General features: G+C 64.8%; 15 protein-coding genes. 5 read left to right on the top strand and 10 right to left on the bottom strand.

What is annotated here, in order from left to right:
- Positions 1 to 23: 23 nt before the first annotated feature.
- Positions 24 to 1,118, top strand: coding sequence for an AraC family transcriptional regulator (locus ACCQ07_RS15720; protein WP_372363445.1), 1,095 nt, complete (start codon positions 24 to 26; stop codon positions 1,116 to 1,118).
- On the opposite strand, the gene ACCQ07_RS15715 is transcribed toward ACCQ07_RS15720, so the two are convergent.
- The 7 genes from ACCQ07_RS15715 to ACCQ07_RS15685 all read right to left on the bottom strand — a co-directional run bounded on the left by ACCQ07_RS15715 (position 1,022) and on the right by ACCQ07_RS15685 (position 11,413).
- A complete protein-coding gene (locus tag ACCQ07_RS15715; RefSeq protein WP_372164206.1) occupies positions 1,022 to 2,311 on the bottom strand; it encodes a type III PLP-dependent enzyme in 1,290 nt (429 codons plus the stop codon). The genes ACCQ07_RS15720 and ACCQ07_RS15715 overlap by 97 nt on opposite strands.
- Complete coding sequence (locus ACCQ07_RS15710) at positions 2,308 to 4,077, bottom strand: IucA/IucC family protein (protein ID WP_372164204.1); 1,770 nt, start codon at positions 4,075 to 4,077, stop codon at positions 2,308 to 2,310. Before ACCQ07_RS15710 ends, ACCQ07_RS15715 begins: the two co-directional genes overlap by 4 nt.
- Positions 4,055 to 5,251, bottom strand: coding sequence for an MFS transporter (locus ACCQ07_RS15705; RefSeq protein WP_136732858.1), 1,197 nt, complete (start codon positions 5,249 to 5,251; stop codon positions 4,055 to 4,057). The genes ACCQ07_RS15710 and ACCQ07_RS15705 overlap by 23 nt, the downstream gene beginning before the upstream one ends.
- On the bottom strand, positions 5,248 to 7,050 hold the full coding sequence (locus ACCQ07_RS15700; protein WP_372164202.1) for an IucA/IucC family protein: 1,803 nt from the start codon (positions 7,048 to 7,050) through the stop codon (positions 5,248 to 5,250). Before ACCQ07_RS15700 ends, ACCQ07_RS15705 begins: the two co-directional genes overlap by 4 nt.
- Complete coding sequence (locus ACCQ07_RS15695) at positions 7,047 to 8,273, bottom strand: ATP-grasp domain-containing protein (RefSeq protein ID WP_029820031.1); 1,227 nt, start codon at positions 8,271 to 8,273, stop codon at positions 7,047 to 7,049. Before ACCQ07_RS15695 ends, ACCQ07_RS15700 begins: the two co-directional genes overlap by 4 nt.
- 236 nt (positions 8,274 to 8,509) lie before the next feature.
- Positions 8,510 to 10,651 carry a TonB-dependent receptor family protein gene (locus ACCQ07_RS15690; protein ID WP_372363443.1) on the bottom strand — a complete coding sequence of 714 codons (2,142 nt, stop codon included), beginning with the start codon at positions 10,649 to 10,651 and terminating at the stop codon, positions 8,510 to 8,512.
- On the bottom strand, positions 10,652 to 11,413 hold the full coding sequence (locus ACCQ07_RS15685; RefSeq protein ID WP_029820029.1) for an HpcH/HpaI aldolase family protein: 762 nt from the start codon (positions 11,411 to 11,413) through the stop codon (positions 10,652 to 10,654).
- 343 nt (positions 11,414 to 11,756) lie between these two features.
- On the opposite strand from ACCQ07_RS15685, the gene ACCQ07_RS15680 reads away from it, so the two are divergent.
- Genes ACCQ07_RS15680 through ACCQ07_RS15670 form a run of 3 tightly spaced genes read left to right on the top strand, consistent with a single transcriptional unit; the run spans position 11,757 to position 14,255 of the window.
- Complete coding sequence (locus tag ACCQ07_RS15680; protein ID WP_372363442.1) at positions 11,757 to 12,389, top strand: hypothetical protein; 633 nt, start codon at positions 11,757 to 11,759, stop codon at positions 12,387 to 12,389.
- Positions 12,331 to 13,656, top strand: a complete 1,326-nt coding sequence (locus ACCQ07_RS15675) for a DUF6792 domain-containing protein (RefSeq protein WP_209261314.1) — start codon at positions 12,331 to 12,333, stop codon at positions 13,654 to 13,656. The genes ACCQ07_RS15680 and ACCQ07_RS15675 overlap by 59 nt, the downstream gene beginning before the upstream one ends.
- 29 nt (positions 13,657 to 13,685) lie before the next feature.
- Positions 13,686 to 14,255 carry a hypothetical protein gene (locus ACCQ07_RS15670; protein WP_008571075.1) on the top strand — a complete coding sequence of 190 codons (570 nt, stop codon included), beginning with the start codon at positions 13,686 to 13,688 and terminating at the stop codon, positions 14,253 to 14,255.
- Between the two features lie 135 nt (positions 14,256 to 14,390).
- Here the strand turns inward: ACCQ07_RS15670 and ybaL are convergent, their stop codons facing one another.
- On the bottom strand, positions 14,391 to 16,088 hold the full coding sequence (ybaL, locus tag ACCQ07_RS15665; RefSeq protein ID WP_122272439.1) for a YbaL family putative K(+) efflux transporter: 1,698 nt from the start codon (positions 16,086 to 16,088) through the stop codon (positions 14,391 to 14,393).
- Positions 16,089 to 16,519: 431 nt separating this feature from the next.
- Here ybaL and ACCQ07_RS15660 point away from each other — a divergent pair, with 431 nt between their 5' ends.
- On the top strand, positions 16,520 to 17,713 hold the full coding sequence (locus ACCQ07_RS15660; RefSeq protein WP_372364154.1) for a cytochrome P450: 1,194 nt from the start codon (positions 16,520 to 16,522) through the stop codon (positions 17,711 to 17,713).
- A gap of 199 nt (positions 17,714 to 17,912) precedes the next feature.
- On the opposite strand, the gene ACCQ07_RS15655 is transcribed toward ACCQ07_RS15660, so the two are convergent.
- Both ACCQ07_RS15655 and ACCQ07_RS15650 read right to left on the bottom strand, forming a co-directional pair.
- Complete coding sequence (locus ACCQ07_RS15655) at positions 17,913 to 20,312, bottom strand: TonB-dependent receptor plug domain-containing protein (RefSeq protein WP_008571079.1); 2,400 nt, start codon at positions 20,310 to 20,312, stop codon at positions 17,913 to 17,915.
- A 341-nt stretch (positions 20,313 to 20,653) separates the two neighbouring features.
- Positions 20,654 to 23,041, bottom strand: a complete 2,388-nt coding sequence (locus tag ACCQ07_RS15650; protein WP_014090819.1) for a TonB-dependent receptor plug domain-containing protein — start codon at positions 23,039 to 23,041, stop codon at positions 20,654 to 20,656.
- Positions 23,042 to 23,162 lie beyond the last annotated feature (121 nt).

Here is a 23,162-nt window from a genome sequence, read left to right as displayed (position 1 = left end):
GGCAAGCAGGCCCGCTGCGTGGAGTGTTTGGATCGCTGCTTTGTTTCAACGCCGCAGCTGCCCGACGACTGGCGAACGGGTGCCAACCACTGTATGCCGCTAGACCCGACCAACGCGGCCAGGTGCCGCAAATGCGCAAGATCGGGACCGCGCCGGATGCCCCTGTGCGCGATGCTCACCGCCTTCCAGAGGAGTCGCCCATGCCAGCAGCAACCTCGGTCGTCTTCCATCGGCAGCGTGCAGTCGAGCGCGTCGTGGCCCATTTGCAGGCCAGCATCCGCGCGGGCGAACCGCTGCCGGACCTGGCGACGCTGGCCGCGCTGGCGCATCAATCGCCGCCGCATTTCCATCGTGTTTACCGGGCCTTGGCGGGCGAGACATTGGGCGCCACCACCGCGCGGTTGCGTCTGAGTTATGCGCTGCATCTGCTGGGCGAGCAGGGCCGCTCGGTCACCGAGGTGGCATTGGCCGTCGGCTATCACACCCCGCAGGCGCTGGCGCGCGCGTTTCGGACGGTGCTGCAGGCCAGCCCTTCAAGCCTGCGTAACGCACCGCAGCTGCGCGCACAGAAGTTGCAGCAACTGGCCGGCCCTTCGCTGCCAGCGCAGGCGCACGACGCGCCATTGCAGGTGCAGGTGCTGGTGCAGGTGCTCGACCCCCTGGAAGTGGTGGTGCTGCGCAGGCGTGGCGCGTTCGATGACCTGGACCGTGGCTTCGGCCGCATCGCCGCATGGGCCGAGCGCAGTGCAGTGATCGACCACTTGCAGGCGCTGATCGGGCTGCCGCTGAGCGACCACCGCGATGTACCGCCGCCGCAGCACCTGTTCGATTGCGCGATGGCATTCGACACCGCCGTGGCGCCGTCAGCGCCCCTGCACCTGCGCCAACTCAGCGGTGGCCTGCATGCGGTCGTGCGTCGTGTGGGAAATTACGCGGGACTGGAAGACGCACTCGACCACGTCCTGGCATGCTGGCTGCCGGATAGCGGCTACACACTGCGCGAGGCACCGCTGCATTATCTCTATCTCGATGATCCGGAAACCGTCGCCGAGGCCGAGTTGCGTGCGGACATTCGGTTGCCCGTGCAGCGGTCGGGCGAGGTCGCGTCACCCAGATAATGCGTCGCCGGCAAGAACACCATCTGCGGCGGCGGGTGCATCAGGAACTGCTGGTGCGAAATATTCCACGCATACGCGCCCGCCAGCGGGAAGGCCAGGCAATCGCCGGGTGCGAGTGCGGCCACCGGTTGCTGGCGTGCCAGCACGTCCTTGGGCGTGCATAACTGGCCGACCAGGGTGACCGGCGTGTCGCTGATCACGGGGGTGCGGGTGCCGCGCAATACGCGGAATGGATGATCGTGGCCTTGCGCGGCCGGCGTACGAAAGTGATGGGTACCACCGCGCGCAACCGCAAACCAGGCGCCGTGGCTGCGTTTGAGATCGAGCACTTCCATCAGGTACCAACCGCAGCTGGCGCTGAGGTAACGGCCCGGCTCCAGACGCAAGCGCAGGTCTGTACCGTGTTCGCGCAGCACGGCAGGCAGCTCGGCACAGAAGCGGGCCCAGTCGAACGACGCGTCCGGTGCCAGGTAGTCCACACCGAAGCCGCCACCGGCGTTTACCCGCAGTGGACCAAGCGCATAGGTCTGTCGCCATTGCTGCGCGGTGTGCAGGTAGGCGGCCACCAGATGCAGCTGCGCGGCGGCGCTGCGTTGATGCGACATCAGATGGAAATGGAAGCCTTCCAGGCGCAGCGATGGATTGGCCTGCACTCGCCGGATTGCTGCATCCAGATCGCTTGGATCCAGGCCGAACGGCGAGGGTTGCCCGCCCATCATCAGGCGCGTGCTCTGCGCGCCGGGTACGGCGATATTCATGCGCAGGAATACGGGCACGCAGCGGCCGGCGTGCGCTGCAATTGCTGCCAGGCGTTCGAGTTCGCTCAGGCTTTCCACATGCACGGTGCAGTCGGGCAGGGCGGCTGCCTGGGCGAGTTCGGTATCGAGTTTGCCCGGGCCACCGAACAACAACGGTGCCTGCGGTTGCTGCGCATGCAGCCAGGCGAGTTCGCCGCCGGATGCGGCTTCGAAGCCATCCACGTGCGCTGCCAGCGTTTGCAGAATCGGCGGTTCTGCATTGGCTTTGGCTGCATAGAACAGCTCGCACTGCGCCGGCAGCTGCGCACGCATCCAGGCCGCATGCGTGTCCAATGCCGCCAGATCGTAGACATACGCGCAGATCGGGCCTTCGCAGCGGTCGCGCACCTGCGGCAAGGCAGCAAGCAGTGCGGCGGTGTCGATGTGCAGACTCACGCCGCCACCTGCCGCTGCGCCGTGATGCGGGGGATGGGGTTGGGCAGCGCGGTGTAGTCGGATTGGCGGTCGGCACGCTGCCAGAGACGGGTACCCAGATTGTTCTTGCCCGGCAGCGGCGCGCCGTCGACCAGACCCTGCAGCGCCGCTTGCGCGCCATGGCGTTGTTGCCAGCGCAGCGCGATCTCGCCCACGCATTGCCATAGCCGCGCTTCGAGTGCGGCATCACCTTCGCCCAGATGAAAGATGGCCTCGGCCAGATTGTTGACCAGCGCGCAATACGCCACCCGGTTCCAGCCCTGTTCTGGGGTGTAGTACAGCGATTGGCGTGCGCGTTCGCCGACGCCGCGCAGGCGCGCCGCCGGCCAGTGATGGGCGAGCAGCTTGGTGCCTTCCAGGTCGCGGACCCACACCCGCGTCGGCCAGCCGTCGGCAAAGCCGATCACGGTGTTTTGCAGATGCGGCTCCAGCGCGATGCCGTGCTGGAACAGCGCGCTCCACACTCCGTCCAGCAGCAGGCCGGCGTAGGCGCGGAACCACAGCAGCGTTGCGGTTCGGTGGCCCATCTGCGCGCTGCCGAGCGCCCGCAGGCGCGCGGCGCACACGCTATTGCCCTGCGCATCGCAGGTGAACAAGGCCGCAGCCACCTGCGGTTGCCAGCGTGCACGTTGCGCGGCGGGAATGTTTTGCCGGTACAGAATGCCGAAGCTCTCCGACAAGGTGCGCGCCGCCAACGGGTCGGCGGCATGCAATGCGGGATCGACCGACGCTACGTCCAGCGAAGTCGCCGCCGGCTCCAGCATCACATCGAAGCCCGGCACCTGTGTGGCCAGGGCACGCCAGCTCGGTGCCAACAGCTCGGTGAGCGCAACCGCGCTCTCCAGTTCGTACCATGCATTCTTGCGCACGCAGTTGGTGAGCCGCACATGCACCGAGCACTTGAGGAAATACGCAAGTTCCGGGTGGTACAGCGTGCGGACCGACGAGGTGGGCCGCAGTGCATCGCCTAATGGGCCGACCGGCGTAATCAGGCCGCGTGCCTGCAAGCTGCGCAGCAAGGGGGCGTCGAGCAGCCGCTGCGCTTCCCAGGGGTGGCAGGGATAGAGATCGTCGCTGCCGCTGAGCTGCTTTAATGTCGCGCGCACGTCGCGTCCCTGGATGCGCAGCAGGCGCGGGTCGATGCGGAACCAGAACAGCTGGAACGACGCGCGCGCTTCCGGTGCGCAGGCCAGCACCTGATCCAGATCCACACCCTCGCGGCTCTTGGGCGTCGGGTGCAGTGCATGCCCCCACAGCATCGATTGTTCGGTGTCGATCATCGCCTCGCCGGTAGCGGCGGCGACCTGGGCCTGGCGCAATAACGCAGCGGTGACGGCCACGCTATTGGCGCTTTGCGCCAGCAGCTCCGGGTTGATGTCCTGCGCGCTGCCCAGGGCCTGCAACAGGCAGCGTGCCAGCGTTTGCGCATCCAGGCTATGCCACGGCTTGCCGGCGCTCTTGAGAAACGGCGCGGAGGCGAACCGGCAGCGGCCCAGGCGATCGGCATAGGCGATGCGCACGCACAGCGTCCCGACCTCGCCCAGATCGATGCGCAGCCAGCGTTGTTCGGCCACGCGCGGGCCGGGTCGATCCAGCCCGCGATAGTCGAACTGCACCGCATGCTGCGGAATCGCGAATTCGCGCAGATAGCAGTTCAACCAGCAGCTGCAGGCCTGCGCGTCGGCCATGCTGTCGTACCAGGGGTCATGCATCGTGTGCGGCGACATCGGCAGTTCTCCTCGAAGGAAAGCGCACCAGAACGGTGAGCGCAGCAGCGGCCGCAGCCAGCGCCGCAGCCAGGAAAGGGGTGGCGGGGCCGGACGCCTGTGCCAGTGCACCGGCAGCGGCACCGGCGAACACGCCGGCCCATTTGCCGCAGGCATCGAAGCGGCCGAACAGGCGCCCGGCGCCATGCCCGCTGGCAATGTGCGCCAGGCTGCGGTTGAGCCCACGCAACCCGAACAACATGCCGAAGCCAAACAACAGCCGCGCTGCCGCCAGTGCGAGGGCATCGTGCAACAGCGCCTGCCACACGCAGGCCACCGCGAACAACGCCAGGCCCGGCACAAGCCACGCCTCGCTATCGCCGCGTCGCCACCAGGGCAGCACCACCAGATAGACCAGATGCGGCAGGCTGTAGAGCAAACCGGCAAGCGCATCGTGGCCGGCGCCGCGCGCAAGCGCATACGGAATGAAATACGGGAATGTCACCACCATCGCAAAGCAGAACAAGAACTGCGCGAGCAGCAGGGCTGGCCACAACGGCGCGGCATGGGTGCGCGGCGATGCAGGCGATGAAGCTGCGTGCCCGGAAGACGTAGCAGCCTTGCCGGCAGTGTGTTCTCGCGCAGCAGGCCGATCGGCCGGCAGTCGCCACGTCAACGCAAACGCCATCAATGGCAGCAACGCCAGTGCGCGATACAGCGATTGCGCAGGACCCAGCGCCAGTGCCATGCCCAGCAGTGCCGGTGCGCTTACCATGGCAAGGCGGGCCGAATACTGTGTCCAGTCCAATGCACGCGCCAACGGGCCGGCCTGCGGCTGGCTGGCCAGATACGCATTTGCCGCCGCCAGCGAACCACCACAGGTGCCTTGTACGAGCAGGCCGATCACCAGCCAGGTCAGCGACGGCGCGAAGCCGGCAATCGCAAAGCCCAGCGCCAGGCCCAGTTGTGCGCGCAGCAGCGAACGTTTGCGTCCATGGCGGTCCGCCCACCGCCCCCAGCTGCTTGCCGTCAGTGCGGTGCAGAGCGTGGGCAAGACATACAGCACGCCGCTCCAGCCCACCGCGGCCGAGGGTGCGAGTTCGGCCAACACCTGCGGCAGAAACAGCGGCATGCCCAACGCCGTGAATGCCGCCAGATAATGCGCAGCCAGCACCGGACCCAGGATGCGCCTCATCGCGGCACGCCCGCTTGCCTGCGCGGCGGTTGTTGCGTATCGGCGAACGCATCGCCGAATGGATTGGGCGCGCTGTCGCCGTAGAACTTGTTGATGTCGGTGGCGCCGGTGAGGTGCTTGCTGAGCAGGCTGCCGGCGCTGAGCAGGTATTTCACCGGCAGCCGTGGCGCAGCCAACAGCCGGCGCGCAGGGCCGGTATCGATGCCATCGGCGTCCAGTTGCGCCAGCGTCGCAGCGAACTGGTCCTGCAGCTGCGCGTATAACGGTGCGCGCAATGCGGGTTGCCATTCGGCCAGGCCTTCCAGCACCGCCTGCAGATTCAGCTGCAGCACGATCGTGCAGAACATCTGCGCCAACGCCTGCGGATCGTCCACCGCAATACGCGCATCCTGCAGCGGGCCCATTGCATCCAGCTCCGGCAGCGCCGCGCGCAACTGCGGCAGCGCAATCCGCGCAGCGTCGTTGTCCTTCATCAACAGGCGCGTGGCTTGGCCATCGGCATACACCAGCACGCTGTTCTGCTGGTTGGCTTCCAGTGCAATGCCATAACGCAGCCACAGGCGCAGATGTACGGCAAGCAGCAGTTCGGTGTAGTCGCGCCACCAATGCAGCAGGTCGCCATGCGCAAAACGCTCGGCAAGATGGATCGCCATCGGACGGCCATCGGGCATGGGCGCGCATAGCGCAGCCACCGGGACCAGCGTGGCATCGTCCAGCGCTGGGTAGCGCCGCACCAGATAGGCCAGATGCCGCGTCTGCCCGACATGCCCGCCGTGCGACTCGTCGACGAACACGCAGCGGCCTTGCAGTGCAGGATCCAGCGCATCGATGCGCCGCAACGCGCGCTCCATCCAGTGCCCGTCATACAGCGTGGACGGCTTGATCAAACGCAGGTTGAGGGCGCCCAGCGTGCGCATCGGAATGGGCAGTTTGAGATGCAGGTGCGGAAGCCGCAGCGGCACCAGCGTGCGCACCGACAGCGTCGGGCGCACGTCCAGCCAGGCGTTGGGCGCTCGCAGCACGTTCTCGGGCAGTGCGAAGCCCTCCTGCTCCAGGCGCTCCCACACCAGCGGATGCACCGGCCAGGGCAGATGCGTGGCGGCCAACTCGGGCGGCAGGCCCAGGCTGGCGAAATCCGGCCACAGCTCGGCCGGCGGGGCGCTGGTGCATTGCGCCAACGCCTGCGGAACCGCCAGCCAACGCAGCGCGAAGGTCGGCGCGAATTCCGGCGCGTAGTGGCGCAGCTCGGCCGCATCCAGCCCGGCCTTGGCGCGCGCGGTGGGATAGAACGGATGGTCGCGGTAGCTGGCCAGTTGGTCGCAGCGGTAGGCGCGCTCGGCGGCATCGCGGTGATGCAGCGCAGTGCGCAACGCCGGTGCCTGCGCGTGGTAGGCCTGCCGCGCCAGCCCGCGGTGCGCGGCGGCGCAGTCGGCTTCGTCGGCGTAGGCGCGATGCAGCTGTTGCGTTTCGCTGTCGAGTTCTGCGCTCAGGCGGTGCAGCCAGGCGTGCGCGCCACGTTCGACATGCACGCCCTCGTCGCTGCGCACAATCCAGCTGTCGCCGCAGGCACCGATGTCCTGCAGCACGCCTTGACGATGGATCGGCACCCACATCGTGCCGCCGGGCAGATGAGCGATGCGCCACCATCCATGCACCGGGCTGGGGTCGGTCCACTGCGCCAGCACCTGCGCATCCGGCACCGCCGCACTGCCGCGGGTCGCAATCCCACGCAGGTCTTCGCGCAGGCAGGCATCGATGATGCGGGTGGCGATGTAGCGTTGGTCGTCCGTGCTGCTCATGCGCGCAGTTCCGCGCCGTCGATGCGCCACTGCAGGCCCGCTTCGGCCTGCACCACTGCGTGTTGCAGTGTCTGCGCATCGCGTGCCAACGCACTCAGCACGCCCAGGTAATCCTTGTTGGAATGGCTCAGGCGGATGCGCTCGCCCGGTGCGCGCATCCGCCGGTACTGCACGTCGCTGTGCGCATCGCGCTGGCGGCGGTCTTCGCTGGCGGCGACCAATTCGCCGTCGTGTTCGGCCACGTAGTAGCGCAGCAAAGCATGCGCATGGGCACTGCGGAGCTGTGGCAACGGCAGGCCCAGATGCGGTGCCAGCGCCGCGTTGAACCATTGCTTGGAAAACATCTCGTCGAGCAGGAATTCGCGCCGATCGCCGATGCTGCGGTAATTGATTTCCACCAGCACCGGGCCATCGGCGGTGAGGATGAATTCGCTATGGCACAGCCCGAAGCCGACACCGAACGCGCGCAGCTGTTGCAGCGCCTGCGCGATCACCGGCGTGTCCACGTTGGCATCCCACTGCGCTTCGCATTCGACGAAATGCGGCGGCGGCGACAATCGCACCTTGAAGCCGCCGATGGCTTGCAGGTGCTTGCCATCGCCCAGCGTTTCCAGCGTAAACAGCGCACCTTCCAGCATGCTTTCCAACAGCACGGTGCGCTGCGGATGGCGCTGCCATCCATCGTCCAGGTACGCCTGCAATTGCGCTGCATCGGTGCAGCAGCGCACATCCAGGCTCGCCACGCCCTCGCGGGGCTTGGCCACCACAGGCCATGGAATCTGGGCCGGCAACGCCGCGCCCGGCGCCAGCGTGCAAAACCACGGGCAGGGCAGTCCACGCGCACGCAAGCGTTGGCGCATCGCAGCCTTGTTCTTGGCGGCGTAGCACACCTGCCAGTCCTTGCCCGGCAGGCCAAGCGCTGCGGCCACCAGCGCGGTGCTGGTCTGCAGATGGTCGCTATTGCTGAACACCGCGCGCGGGGTGATGTCTGCATCGTGCAGTACGTCGAGGACGCCGAGCGGATTGAACACATCGCATTCGATCACCCGCTGCGGTGCATGGGCGGGATGCTCGCGGAAATAGGCCAGGTGATCGAGCCGGTGGTCGGTCAGCAACCATACGGGCAGGCCCAGCGCGCGCGCGGCGGGCAGGAAACCTTCGGTGATGGCCGGATGGCAGACATGGGTGAGGATCACCAACGGTGCAGCGGATGTCGCAGTCATGGCAGCTCTCGTTCGACAGGACGGTGGGGGAAACCGGTACTGAACGGGCTGCCTGGCGCCATGGCGGCGTTGGGTGGCCTGCGATACGTCGATCGCATGCCGCGTGCTGCGGCAATGATGCGTGCCTCATGCACGCCGTGTTGTCTTGGCGGCTGTCAGTACGACCGCCGTCGCTTCGCGCGCAACCTACGCCTGTGTGCGTCGGTCGTGTGCAGCGCTTGCCAGGTGATGCAGGTTCAAAACGTGTACTCCAGTCCGGCAGTGACGGTGCGCGCAGGCGCGGCCTGACGCCCCCAGGGGCTGGTGTCCACGCCACGGAACCAGTATTGCCGGTCGAACAGGTTGTTGATCGCCAACGATGCGCTGAACTTCTGTCCATCGCGTTCGAACAAGGTATGGCTCACTTGCGTGTTCCATACCATGTAGGCCGGCAACTGACCCACCGAAGCGATGGCATTCTCCTGCACGGTGTTGGCAGCGTCGCTGAAGGCCTTGCTGAAGTAATAGCCGGAAAGCGCGACAGTGGTGTGACCGAGCGCGTAAGTGCCGCCCAGCGTGATCTGGTTGCGCGAGGTGTAAGGCACGCGCAAGCCGCGGAATGCACCCGATTCCTGGCTGGCATCCAGATAGGCATAACTGGCGTTGAGGGTGAGCGCACGCAGTTGCTCCGGGCTCCATTGCAGTTCCAGCTCGCCACCTTGATGGCGGGTCTTGCCGAGATTGCGGAACACGCGCGTGGTGTTGTCGAGCTGAATCTGCTGATCGAAATCGATGAGGTAGCCGCCCAGCTGGACACGTGTCCGCTCGTTGGGCTGATAGCGCGCGCCCGCCTCGTAATTCCATGCCAGTTCGGCATCCAGGTTGTCGCCGAAGATGATCTGGGTGACCTGCGGCGCACGCATCGAACGCTGCCCGTCGGCGTAGAAAAACCATTGCTCGTTTGCCTGGAAGCCCAACGTCAGCCCCGGCAGGACATCGCGCGTCTGGTTGAGCGTGCTGACGCCGGTGGCACGATTGAAATAGCGCGAATCCAGGCGTTCGTAGCGCAGGCCCGGCGTAATCGTCACGCGCTCGCCCGGCAGGGTGATGGCGTTGCTGAGGTATGCGGCCAACGCGCGGTCTTCGAACCGCCAATCGCGCACGGTGGTGAACAGCCCGTCGCGCAGACGCAGATTGCCCACGAGAAAATCGATGTCCTCGCGCACTGCACGCACCCCGGCAGTCCACTGCTGACGCACGCCACCGGCATCGCCCATGCTCCAGCTCAGCCGTGGCTCGCTGCCGACCACGCGGAAATCGCGCGGTGCGGTCTGGCGCAGTTGCGGCGGCAGGTCCGAGCGCCACGTTTCGGTGGAGGCCTGGCGCATGCCGACAATGAAATTGCGACTGCTGCGTGCACTGAAGTTGCTCCAATCCAGGCGCACCTCCTGCATCGGACCCCAATCGCCCAGCAGCTGTTCGTAGCTCAGCGACGCACGTGTGGTGCGGCCGTTGAAGCTGTCCAGCGGGCGGGTGGACTGGCGCGGGTCGCGCCGGTAATCGTCCGGACTGAGGGCACCGGCCAGGTCCATGTCGACCAGATAACGCTGCACGCTGGCCTTGAGCAGCTTGGTGTCGTCCAGCCACCATTCGGCACGGACGCGCAGATTGCTGATGTCGGTGTCGCTATGCGCGCGCCAGTACTCGCCATAGGTGCGATTGGCATCGACCTGCATCCCGAAGTTATCGGTGAGATATCCGCCGCTGCTGAGCGCGCTGTCCTGCAGGAACCGGCCCTGGCCGCCGGCAGTGACCTTGTGCGCCAGCGTGGTGCTCCACGCGCTCGGGATCTCCTTGCTGACCAGGTTGATCACTCCGCCCACGTTATTCGGCCCGTACTGCACCGCTGCGCCGCCGCGCACGATGTCGATGCGGTCGATCTGGTTCAGCCCCACCGGAAACAGCGACAGGCTGGTCTGCCCATACGGGGCCAACGCCAGTGGAATGCCGTCTTCGAGCACCTGCACGCGACCGCTGCGGCTTTCGTACAGACCGCGCAGCATCAGCTGCGGCAGTGCGCCGGTGCCGGTTTCGTCGAAGATCTTGATGCCGGGCACGCGCTGCAATGCATCGTCCAGCGAACGGTTGCCGCCATTGCGCAACTGCTCGCGGTCGATCACCTGGCGGCTGCCGGCGTAACGCTGCACATCGTCGGGTTTGGAGCGACCGAGCAGGCTGCCTTGCACCTGGATCGCATCCAGCGCACGAATCGGCGTGCCGCCACCGCTGGCATCAAGCGCATCGGTCGTCGGCGTATCGCTTGCGCGCGCCAGCTGCGGCAGCGTCAGCGTGCTCGCCGCGATAGCGATGGCCAGGGCGTGAAAACGGAACGTCGACATCTACGGCGTGCTCCTGCAGGCGGGAGGTGATTGGGGGACGGCAAGGCTGGCCAAATGGCCGCGCAGGGCGCGTTGGATCAGCGCGCGGTCTTCGCCGGCCAGCAGCCAGCGCAGCTCCGGCTGCTGCAGCCAGTGCGCACGCTGCGCGTCAGTGCGCGGGTTGGGGCAGAACGGGACGTTTGCAGCAAGACACTGCGCATGCAGTTGCAGCAGCAATTCCCACACCTGCGGATGAGTGGGCTGCGGGCCCAGACCCAGATCCAGCGCAAGATCCAGCGCACCTTCCATCACCAGGGCCACGCCTGGGATGGCAAGAATCTCCGGCAGGGCAGCCACGCCGGCGGCGCTTTCGATCATCGGCACGATACGGGTGTTCGCATTGGCATGCGCGATGTAGGTGGGCAGATCGACATTGCCAAAGCCGGTGACACGGCCGCCGGTGATGCCGCGCCGGCCCAGCGGCGGGAAGCGCGCCGCGGCGATGGCGTCGCCGATCTGCGCCGCAGACTCGGTACGCGGAACCACGATTCCGCGCGCGCCGGCATCCAGCACGCGGCCAATCAGTTTTTCGTCCACCTCCGGCACGCGCACCCAGGCCTCGCAGCCCGACAACTCGCAGGCGCGGATGGCATGCTCCAGCGTGTCGGGCGCGTGCAGCACATGCTCCAGATCGAGCACCACGAAGCCATAGCCGAGGCGGCCCAGCAACTCGCAGAGCTGCACGCTTGGCAATGCATTGAGGATGCCGACTGCAACCGCCATGGAAGAGGCCGCCGAGGAAACGGGCGCTCATCCTGCACTTGATGGGAATGATTATCAAGTGTGTCTAGCGGTCTTTTTGGGTAACCACTGCGGCGTGATTCCGATGGGTTAGCTTGGAGCCTGTAGACAGTCATCCCCCACACCCGGATCGTTGCTGCGCACTTGGAACTGTTCAACAGCACGTGTCTTACGCCGAACCCAATGTTGTTGCTGCCCAGGAAACGCCGTAGCCTTGAGGAAACAAGGCGTTTATCGGCCAACCACTATGTACCGCACTTCAGCCGCGCTGCTATACATCTCTCTGACGATTTCGCTGTGCGCGTGCGGAGCAAAGGAGACCACGATGCAATCGAGGGACGCGCAGGCGCGCGACGAAGACGGCGATCCGATCTATCGGAAGAACCAGCATCCGAAGCAGGCCTATAGGGTGACCATGACCATTGAGAATGCGCCGGGGCCGTTTGGGGCTGCGTCAGCTAAAGCGTTTTACGACATGAAGGATCGTGATCAGTGCGCGCCATTCGATGCTTCATTGGGGATGTCGACAAAGCCAAAAGAACACGCGATACCTGTTGCTTTTCAGAAGATCAACGATACGGTTTTCACGGCGATGATTTATATGGATGGCATGGTCGATGCTGACTACTACGGCAAGGGCGTCTGCCACTGGGAATTTGGAGGTTTCGGTGTTTCCCTGAAGGCGACAGGTGGCAGGGCGGAAACAGCTTTCTCGCCTAGTCTAGAAAAAAAATACTTTGACGAACTTAAGCAAAAAACAACTTTTTTTTGGTCAGGGGGGTATCCCAGGAGTAATTTGGAAGACTATGTCGATTTTGGCGAAGAGTCTGCTGACAAATACGCAGAGCCAAATCGAAGTAACTTATTTCGTATAAATCTCAAGGCGGAAAGGGCGCCCCATGAGTCTCACCAGCCAGCAGTACGCCGCACTGACCCGCGATGGCTACGACAAGCCTGAAGATACCGGAGAGCGAAGCGCTGTTGTAAATATCGGCGGTCTACCTGTCCGACGTTTGCAATACGTGGACAAGCCGTCAGGCTACCAAGGCGTCATCTACGAGAGAGCCGATACCAGGGAAATAGTGGTTGTCCACCGAGGAAGCGAGTTTGATCGCCAGCCCTTACTGGACGGTGCACTGGCCGACGGTGGGATGGTCGCGACTCGCCACAATGCGCAGGTAGCAGACGCCATCACGTTTACGCAGCGCGCCTTGAAATATGCAGAGCAAAAGCATCTCAGTACCGGTCTACCAATCCCCGATGTGACGGTTGCTGGCCACTCGCTCGGTGGCAATTTGGCACAAGTCACTGCGCATCACTTCGGCCTTAAGGGGCAGACCTTCGACGCCTACGGCGCGGTCAGTCTGGATCGGCGGATTCCGGAAGGCGGCAGCGATGTGATCAATCACGTTATGGCCGGCGATGCAGTCAGCGCCGCAGGCCGCCATTACGGCCAAGTCAAGGTCTATGCCATACCGCAGGAAATTGCTGTCCTAAAGGCCGCGGACTACGTCAACGACCGCAGTGCGCTGGACGCGCGTGATCCGCTTTCGGCGGCTGTCAGGTTGGGTGAATCGCATCGCATGCATAACTTCCTGCCAGTCGATGGGGCCGGCAAAGCGGATACCTCCGTCTTGGAAGACCCTTCAACGCAGCAGCTCGCTCGGCGGTACGCGCCGATGATCGAGAAGTATCGCGGCGACATCGAGACGCTACGGTCCGGCTTGACGGTGTACTCGCGTGGAATCCCTGGGCTGGCCCGCGATGGGGTCGATCACCTGCGCGGTCCGTTGGAACCGGGAACAGGACGTCGAGAGATGGATGCGCCGACCTGGCAACAGCAGATGCAGCAATTCCAGCATGACCGCGAGCGCAGCCATGTGCCGCAGGCGTGGCAGGTGCCGCTCAAGGGAGAGGCGCAGGGAGCGCATGATGCGCGTGCGATGTCGCCGACTCACAGCGGAAATATGCCCTCGTTGAAGGACGACCCAAGCGCATTTCTCGATCGCATGTTGGCCGCCGCACAGAGCGGCGACCGTGATCAGTTCCGTCAGATGACGCAGAGCCTTGCCAATGAGCCGCATGGCCGCGCATTGCACGCCGAGGCCGTCGAGACGGTGAACCAGCAGGAACAGCAGGCGGCCCGGCAGGCGATGCAGGCACAGCGGCAACAGGCCGAGTCGCAGCAGCAAGAGACCATGCGCATCGGCGCACGCAGCCTGTAGTCGTCATCACCAGGAAGACTGGAGGCACGATGGACGTACAAGACCCGATGGCGCTGGTCAGCAAAGCCGCCATGCTGATGGAACAGTTCGAGCGTCGATGCGCCGAACTGGAACAACTTCAACGCCGCCTTGCCCAGCAGTTGGAGCAAGTCGCCCAGTCGTTGCCAAACGTGGTCACCCGTTCGGCCGAGCAGACGCTGCAGCGCGTACCCGACACCTTGATTCGGAGCATTCAGCAGGGCTTGGATCAACCTGTCGCCGGTTTCGAAAAGCGGCTGCAGCAGGCCGGTGGTTTGATCGGGGAAGGCGCGCAATCATTGTCCGATCAGCTCAAGCGCATCGAGCGCGGGCAGCGCCTGCTGCTGTGGAAAGGCGCTGCGGTTGTCCTGGGAGGTCTACTGCTGTTGTTGGGCGGCGGTGGGTGGTTGTTGACCCAATATCGTCAGGAAATACGTGACAATCGGTTGCGTGCCGAGTTGCTGCGCGCTTACAACGGCGCCGACGTAATGCTTTGCGGCGACCGTTTATGCGCGAACGTGGACACCAAGGGCGCTGCGTACGGCGATCGTCGTCAGTACCGACCGGTCAAGCCACGCTGATGTTGATAGCGGCTGTCGTGTGTCTTGGTGACGGCCGCGTGGCGATGCAATCGGCAGTAGCTACCCCATAGTGAGTCCATTGGGTAATGTGCGTCGTCTTGGCGCTGAGCACTGGGGGCATCGAACCAGCAACTGTCACGACGCCGGCACGTTCAACGCGCGGTACGGCGGGGTGGACATCACCATTTCGGCCAGCGAATAGGCCAGTTCGCGCTCGGCCAGTACCGCGCCGTCGGCGCCGTGTTCGAGCAGGTGCTTGACCTCGGCGTCGCTGTGGGCTCGCGCCAGCAGGGTCAGCGAGGGGTTGATGGCGCGCAGCTTGGCCAGTGCTTCGCCGGCTTCCAGCGGCTGCGGAATGGCCAGGATTGCGATCTTGGCATGCTCCGGGCGTGCCTCGGCCAGCACGCGGTCGGCCGCTGCGCTGCCCCGGATGCCGGGAATACCAGCCGCATGGGCCTTGGCGACGTGGTCGCCGTTGTCGTCGATCACCAGCACCGGCACGCCGCGGCTGCGCAGCAATTGCGCCAGCGAACTGCCGACGCGGCCGTAGCCGATCACGATGGCATGCCCATCGGCCGGCAACGGCGGGCCGGGCGGCAGTTCCGGTTCCACGGCGGCGGGCGCGTCCTGCGCCTGCTTGGCCTGCCAGCGGTCCAGCCACGAGAACAGGAACGGGTTGGCCACGATCGACAGTAGCGCGCCGGCCAGGATCAGGTCGCGCCCGGTTTCCGGCAGGATCGCCAGTTGCACGCCCAGGCCGGCCAGGATGAAGGAAAACTCGCCAATCTGCGCCAGGCTGGTGGAAATGGTGAGCGCCGTGCCGGTGGGGTGGCCGAACGCGCGCACGATCAAAAATGCCGCCAGCGACTTGCCCACGGTAATGGTCAGGAAGGTCGCCAGAACCTGCCACGGGTGCGCGATCAGGATCATCGGGTCGAACAACATGCCCACCGACACGAAGAACAACACCGCAAACGCGTCGCGCAACGGCAGCGAATCGTTGGCGGCCTTATGGCTGAGTTCCGATTCCTTGAGCAGCATGCCGGCGAAGAACGCGCCGAGCGCGAACGACACACCAAACAACGTAGCCGACACGAATGCCACGCCCAGCGCGATACCGAGCACGGCCAGGGTGAACAGTTCGCGCGAGCCGGTTGCCGCCACTTTTTCCAACGACCAGGGAATCACGCGCCGGCCGATCACTAGCATCGCCGCGACGAACGCCACCATCTTGAGCAAGGTCACGCCCAGCGCGGCCAGCAGCGAGGGCGATTGCGCATCGTGCGCCGCGGCTGCTGCGCCGCTACCGAGCACATCCGCCAGCGCCGGGAGCAACACCAATGCCAGCACCATCACCAGGTCTTCGACAATCAGCCAGCCCACCGCGATGCGGCCGCGCTGGGTGTCCAGCAAACGGCGTTCTTCCAGCGCACGCAACAGCACCACCGTACTGGCCACCGACAGCGCCAGGCCGAACACCAAGCCGTGAATCAGCGACCAGCCCATGCTCCACGCCAGCGCCCAGCCGAGCAGGGTGGCCACCACGATCTGCGCCAATGCGCCGGGCACCGCGATCCACTTCACTTCCATCAAATCGTCGAGCGAAAAATGCAGCCCCACGCCGAACATCAGCAACATCACACCCAGTTCGGACAGCTGGTTGGCGATGGTCTGGTCGGCCACGAATCCCGGCGTAAACGGCCCTACGCACACGCCGGCCAGCAGGTAGCCGACCAACGGCGAGAGCTTCACCTTCTGCGCGAGCGTGCCAAGGATGAAGGCGACCGCGAGGCCGACGGCGATGATGTCGATGAGGCTGGTGTCGTGATGCATTCCAATCCGTTGTGAGAGTGTCCGGGAGATCGTCGAGCCAGCCAATGGCACTGCGCCGGGCGTCGCCTGCGGGCATTGCGTGGTCATGGCTGGAGTCCGGCAGGGGGAACTGGACCGCAAGACAGGTCCGGTTGGCCGGACGCCCATAGTACACAGCGCATGATTAACGCGATGCGACACGCAGCGCATGCGTGCAGACAGATGCATGCGTCAGGTGGCGCGTAAACCGCTGTCGCCTGCGCCTGCGAGCTGAGACGCACGGCGCAAGTCCGGCATGCCGAGTCAACATTGACGACACCGCTTCGCGCTTGCGCAAGGCCGGGGCGCGACGCATGCAGATAATCCGGGCATTCCGTGGAGCACCTGCGTCCTTGGGCAGGTGTACGCATGCATCGCCCCTATTTCGGGGGAGATGCCACATGAGCCAGGCCATGCATCTCAGCGATTTGGCAACACCCCAGTTCCGCCACGATCCCTATCCGACATACGCACGCCTGCGCGAAGAAGGCCCACTGGTGCAGGTGGCGGACGGGCGGCTGATGTCCGGCCGCTACGCCGTGGTCGATCGCCTGCTCAGCGACCGTCGGGTCGGTCGCGACTATCTGCAAAGCATTCGTCTGCGTTACGGCGAGGCGGCGGTGCACCTGCCGCTGTTCCAGGGCATGAGCCGCATGTTCCTGCTGCTCAATCCGCCGCTGCACACGCAGTTGCGCGGACTGATGACGCAGGCCTTCGGTGCGCGGCAGATGGAGTCCATGCGTGAGGTAGCCAGCGATACCGCCGCCGGGTTGATCGACGCTTTCCAGGCCAACGGGCACTGCGATCTGCTGGCCGAGTTCGCGTTCCCGCTGCCGATCGCCATCATCTACCGGATGCTGGATATCGATGCAGCCGATGTCACCGCGCTGAGTCACGCGACCAGCGCGCTGGCGAAAGTCTTCGATCCGATGATGACGGCGGAAGAACTGCAGGCCACCAGCGTTGCGTACGACCAGCTGGCAACATATTTCCACGGCGTGATCGCGCAACGTCGCAGCGCTGGCGGCGACGATCTGATCGCGCGCTTCATCCAGGCCGAGGACAACGGCCGCCGCCTGAGCGAGGAGGAGATCGTCTCCAACGTGATCCTGCTGTTCTTTGCCGGCCACGAAACCACCTCCAACATGATCTGCAATGCGCTGGTCGCGCTGCATCGGCATCCGCAGCAATTGCGCCTGCTGCAGGAAACCCCGGGCCTGCTGCCCAATGCAGTGCTCGAATGCATGCGCTACGACAGCTCGGTGCAGATGGCCACGCGCACCGCCTTGCAGGATTTCCAGATCGAGGGCGTGGCGGTTCCCCGGGGCGCCATGCTGTATCTGATGCTGGGCGCGGCCAATCACGACACGCTGCAGTTCACCGACCCGCAGGTGCTGGATATCCGCCGCCAGCAGGGCCGCGCGCTGTCGCTCGGTGGTGGTATCCACCACTGCCTGGGCAACCGGCTGGCCCTGATCGAAGTGGAAGCGGCACTGGCCTGCCTGCTGGCGCGTCTGCCGGCGCTTCGGCTGGAGCAGCTGGACACGCTGAGCTGGAACGACCGCGCCAACCTGCGCGGTGTCGATACGCTGCTCGCCTCCTGGTGAGCCGCGGCCAGGCAGTGCAGTGGCGTGACCTGCCGGGACGGCATCGCAGCGGCAATCACTGCGCTGGCGATCGTCGCGGCAGATGAGGCACGGCCGCGGCACCCGAATCGAGATGCCCACAACGACAAACACCGCCGATCACTCGGCGGTGTTTGCGTATACACATGCGCGGATCGGCAGGTTCGCTCGAGCCGGCCGATCAGAAGCGGTAGGTCACCCGGCCGTACCAGTAGCGACCGTTGAAGCCGAACGGCGACAACGAGGAATACTGCAGACCGCTGGCGCGATCATCGTAGCCGGTGGTCAGCTGTGCCTTGGTTGGATACTGGTTGGTGACGTTGTCGGCACCCACGGTGAAGGTCAGCGCCTGCCAGGTGTAGTTGGCCGCCAGATTGAGGATCCAGCGCGCCGAATAGGTCTGGTCCTGGCTGCCGTCGGCCGGATCGCCGATGCGCTTGATCGCGCCATAGCGGGTGGCATTGCCGTTGAGCGAGAAGCCGCCCAAGGTCCAGTCTGCTGCCAGCATGTACTTGGTGCGTGGCGTGGATTCGGTCAACAGGCCCTGGCTGGCACGTCCGAAGTTCGGATTGGACAGCTCCAGGATCTTGGTCTTGTTGTAATTGGCGCTGGCGCTCAGGTTGAGGCTGCCGCCGGCACCGAGATCGGCCCGATAGCTGTTCACCCAGTCGACGCCGCGCGTGCGGCTGGTGGCGCCGTTGACGAAGAATTGCACCGCACCCACCTGGCCGATCGGCTGGGCGAGCTGGATCTGGTCCGAATACAGGATCTGGTCCCAGATGCGGATCTGGTACACGTCCAGCGTCGAGGTGAAGTTGGCGGTCGGCTGCCAGACGCTGCCGATCCCGTAGTTGGTGGACTTTTCCGGGCTCAGCGGGCGCGCGCCCAGCTGCACGGCGATCGGGTCGGAAGTGCGATAGGTGCCGACCTGGATCAGCTGCCCGTCCTGCGGCAGGGTCACCACCGAGGCGTAGTTCTGCTGCGCCAGCGAGGGCGCACGGAAGCCGTTGGAAACCGTGGCACGCATGGAGAACGTATCGGTGAACGCATAGCGTGCCGACAGCTTGCCAGAGCGGGTGGAACCGGCATCGCTGTAGTTCTCGTAACGCCCGGCGATGCCACCGGACAGCTTGTCGGTCAGGTCCGCTTCCAGCGCTGCATAGGCCGCGTTGCTGTGACGGCCGAACTTGCCCGCTACCGAGGGCTCCAGACCGGAGAACACCTGCGCACCGCCGGGGTACGGGGTTCCGGTTTCCGGGTTGATGGTGTCGGGGTCGAAGAAATACGACGCCGGCGAGCCGGCGACGATCTCGTAGCGGTCCTGGCGATGTTCCACACCGAAGGCCAGATTGACCGGATAGGCCAGGCCCCAATCGAAGGACTTGTTGAAGTCGGCGTTGAGCGTGCCTTGTTCGGTTTCGAAACCGCCGGAATTGAAGTTCGTCGGCGAGCTGCCCGTGCTCCAGTACAGATTGGTGTTGATGCTGTTGAGGATGTTGAAGGTCATGTCGTTCTTGCCATAGGTGGCCGACACGTCCCAATGCCAGTCGCTGGCCGTGGTGCCCTTGACGCCGAGCACCGCCGAGCGGTCGTTGATCGGGTTGTAGATCTGCGGCAGGAAGCCGTTGGGATACACCGCCTGCACGTTGCGGTCGGTGTTGTCGTAGGCACGGTAGTAGCCGTTGGAGGTCACTTCGCGGCGGCTGAGGCTCAGATGGCCATACAGCTCGACGTTGGGCGTGAAGTCATAACCGAACGCGACCAGGCCCTGGTAGAACCTGGCATCCGGATCGCCATGGCGCTGGTAGGGCACGCCGCTGGGATTGGCGGCGCCGGCAAGCGTGGTGGCGCGATTGGTGTTCTCGCTGCGGTTGGTGTCCATCGAATTCTGGTAATTCCACGACAGCCGCACCCAGCCAGGCGCGGTGTCGCCGCTGGTGGCGCCGAACGGCAGGCCGACCGAGCCGTCGACGCCGTTCTGTGCGCCGTCGCCCTTGTCCATGATGCCGCCATTGACCGAAATGCTGTTGCTGCCGGCCGCGGCGCCATGCTTGAGCACGATGTTGACCACGCCGGCGATCGCGTCGGAGCCGTATTGCGCCGACGCGCCATCGCGCAGCACCTCGATGCGGGCGATCGCCGACATCGGCAGCGAGTTGAGATCGGCCGGCGCTGAACCACGACCGACATAGGGGTTGTAGTTCACCAGCGAGGAGGTGTGATAGCGCTTGCCGTCGACCAGCACCAGCACGTTGTCCGGCGACAGCCCGCGCAGCGTGGCGGGACGGGCGGCGTCGTTGCCGTCGGCGATGGCCGGGCGCGGGAAGTTCAGCGACGGCAACAGCTTGCCGAGCGCGGTGGCGACGTCGGTGGCGCCGGTGGCCTGCAGGGACTCCTCGGAGATGATGTCGATCGGCGATTCGGATTCGGCCACGGTCCTGTCGCTGACGCGCGTACCGGTGACGATCAGGGTGTCGAGGGTTTTCTGCGGCTGGGTCGATTGCGACTGCGCACTGGCAGCGAAGGAACAGACGGTGAGTGCGACTGAAATCGCCAGCGAAAGTGCGTTGGAGTTGTGCATGGGAGTCAAGGCTCGAAAGGAGTGATGGACGTAGCGACGAAGCACCGTAAATACCGGGGAATGCAACTGCGAACGGGTAATCGGCCATGCCTGCGCGCCGCATGCGTCCGCAGGACGGAGCAGTGCGCGCGAAGAGGGCAGCAACCGGCAATGCGCGGTGTGGCGCCTTGCGCACTTTGCTGCGCGCATCCTTGCTGAAGCGGTGCAACGTGCAGCGGAGAGCGTCTAACCTGGCCACCTCATGTGTGCGAGGGTGGCCAGGGACGGTGACGTCGGCGACACGTCAGACATGCAGTGCCGCGCGACTCAAATGCCGGCCGTGACCGACCGGCATTTGGGAGTTACCACTTGTAGTTCACGTTTGCATAGACCAGCGCGCCGTTGAAACCGAACGGCGAGGCGCTGCTGTAGGGCAGGTAAGTGCGCGTGCCCAAGCCGGCTTGCTGGCGGTCCGGATATTCGTTGAGCACGTTGTCGCCACCGATGGTGAAATTCCACGCGCCCAACTTGTAGGACGCGGCCAGATCCAGCGTCCACTTGGCCGCGTAGGTCTGGTCGCTGCCGGCGTTGGTGCCGAACGTACTGAACTCGCCCCAGCGCGTGGCGGTGCCGGTGAACGACCAGTTGCCCGGCGACCAGGTCCCGCCAAGGAAGAACTTGTCGCGCGGCGTGCCTTCGGTGATACGGCCGATTTCGGCGCGACCGATGCGCACCGCACTCGGATCGATCGCCATCAGCGCTGCCGGGTTATCGGCGATGCGTTTGATTTCGGTCTTGTTGTAGTTGTAGCCGGAGGTCAGCTCTGCGCTGCCGCCATCCAGGTTCCAGCGATAGGTGCCGACCGCATCGACGCCTTGCGTCTTGGTGTCTACCGCATTGGTGAAGTAACGCCCGCCACCGATGCCCGGGAACCCATTGGCCTGCAGGTAGTTGCGGACCGCAGTCGAGGTGAGGTTTTCAGACAGCACGATGCGGTCGTCGATATCGATGCGATACGCATCCACCGTGATGTACAGATTCTCCACCGGCTGCAACACCACGCCCAGGCCGTAATTCTTGGATTCTTCGGCCTTGAGCGGTTCGGCACCGAGCGCGATCGCGGCAGGGTTGTCGGTACGGAAGGTGCCGATCTCGAACGGAATCGCGGTCACCGTGCCGTTGGGCTGCGCCACGTTGAGGAACTGGGTGGCGATCGACTGGAAGTTCTGCTGCTGCAGCGACGGCGCGCGGAAGCCGGTGGATGCAGTCGCACGTACCGCCACCTTGTCGGTAAAGGCATAGCGCAGCGACAGCTTGCCGGTGGCGGTGTCGCCGAAGTCGCTGTACTTCTCGTAGCGCCCGGCCAGCCCGGCCGAGAACTTCTCGGTCAAATCGGTTTCCAGGTCGGCGTAGAACGAATGACTGTTGCGGTTGTAGTAACCGGCATCGGAGGGCTTGAAGCCCGGAAACACCTGCGCGCCGGGAATCAACGATCCGTTGGCCGAGGGAATACCGCCGTTGGCCGAGGAAGCCGCATCGCCAGGCGATTCGTTGAATTTCTCGCCGCGCCATTCGGCACCGAAGGCCAGCGTCACCGGATAGGCCAGGCCCCAATCCAGCGTCTTGGTGAAATCGGCATTGAGTACGTTCTGCGTCACTTCCAGCGTACCGGCGTGGAAGTCGGTCGGGCTGGCCAGCCCCAAGCTGTTGTTCAAGCTGTTGCGCACATCGAAGGTGAGATTGTTCTGGCCGTAGTTGTAGCTCAGATCGATGTTCAAGCCCCCTTCGGTGGAGGTCTTCAAGCCGCCTACCCACGAGACGTCCTTGCTGACGTTGTAGATCTGCGGCAGGAAGCCGTCCGGATAGATTTCCGGGCGGTTGCGATTATCACCGGCAAAGCGGAAATAGCCGTTGGACAGCACTTCGCGCCGGCTCACCATGCCGAACGAATAGAACGTGAGGTAATCGGTGGGGCTGTATTCGCCGTTGAACGAGAGCGCGCCCTGGTCGATGTCGGGGTCGCCATAACGCTGCTCCACACGGCCCTGGAACGGCAACGCGCGGTTGGTCTGATCCGAGTGCCCGGCCTGTGCGGCCAGGTGCACCTTGCCGGTGCCGGCGAAGCTGAAACCGGCATCGCCGGACAGTTGGTACTGCTCGCCGTCGCCAGCGCTGTACTTGCCGTAGCGGCCATTGATGCTGCCGCCTTCGCCGCTGCCCTTGAGCACGACATTGATCACGCCGGCGATGGCGTCCGAGCCGTATTGCGCAGACGCACCATCGCGCAGCACTTCGATGCGCTCCACCGCGGCGATCGGGATGGTGTTGAGGTCTGCCGGCGAAGAGCCACGCCCCTGGGTATCGTTGAGATTGATCAACGCCGTGCTGTGATAGCGCTTGCCGTTGACCAGCACCAGCACCTGATCGGGCGACAGGCCGCGCAACTGTGCCGGGCGCACCGCGTCGGAGCCGTCGGAGATGGCCGGGCGCGGAAAATTGAGCGAGGGAATCGCGCGTGAGAGCGCGGTCGCCAATTCGGTGGTGCCGGTCGATTCCAGTGCCTGCGGCGAGATGATGTCGATCGGCGATGCCGATTCGGCGACCGTGCGATCGGCCACACGCGTGCCGGTCACGATCAGGGTGTCCAGTGTTTTCTGGGCCGGCGCCTGCGATTGCGCAGACGCGGTTGAAGCGGAAAACGACAGTGCAAGAACAACGGCGACTGCGAGTGGACTGGTCTTGCAATTCATGCGGTGACAACTCCGAGTGGGGAACGGATGCATCGCAGGGGCCCCCTCCCGGGCCGCGTCCATCGCGGCAGCTGCGGTGCGTTCTCAACCATTAACCACGTGTAACCGCATGTCAAATTTT

Source organism: Xanthomonas sp. NCPPB 3583 (assembly GCF_041475715.2).
Lineage (GTDB): Bacteria > Pseudomonadota > Gammaproteobacteria > Xanthomonadales > Xanthomonadaceae > Xanthomonas > Xanthomonas euvesicatoria.
The sequence above is the reverse complement of the archived record's forward strand: the minus strand, read 5'-3'. Positions and strand labels throughout refer to the sequence as shown.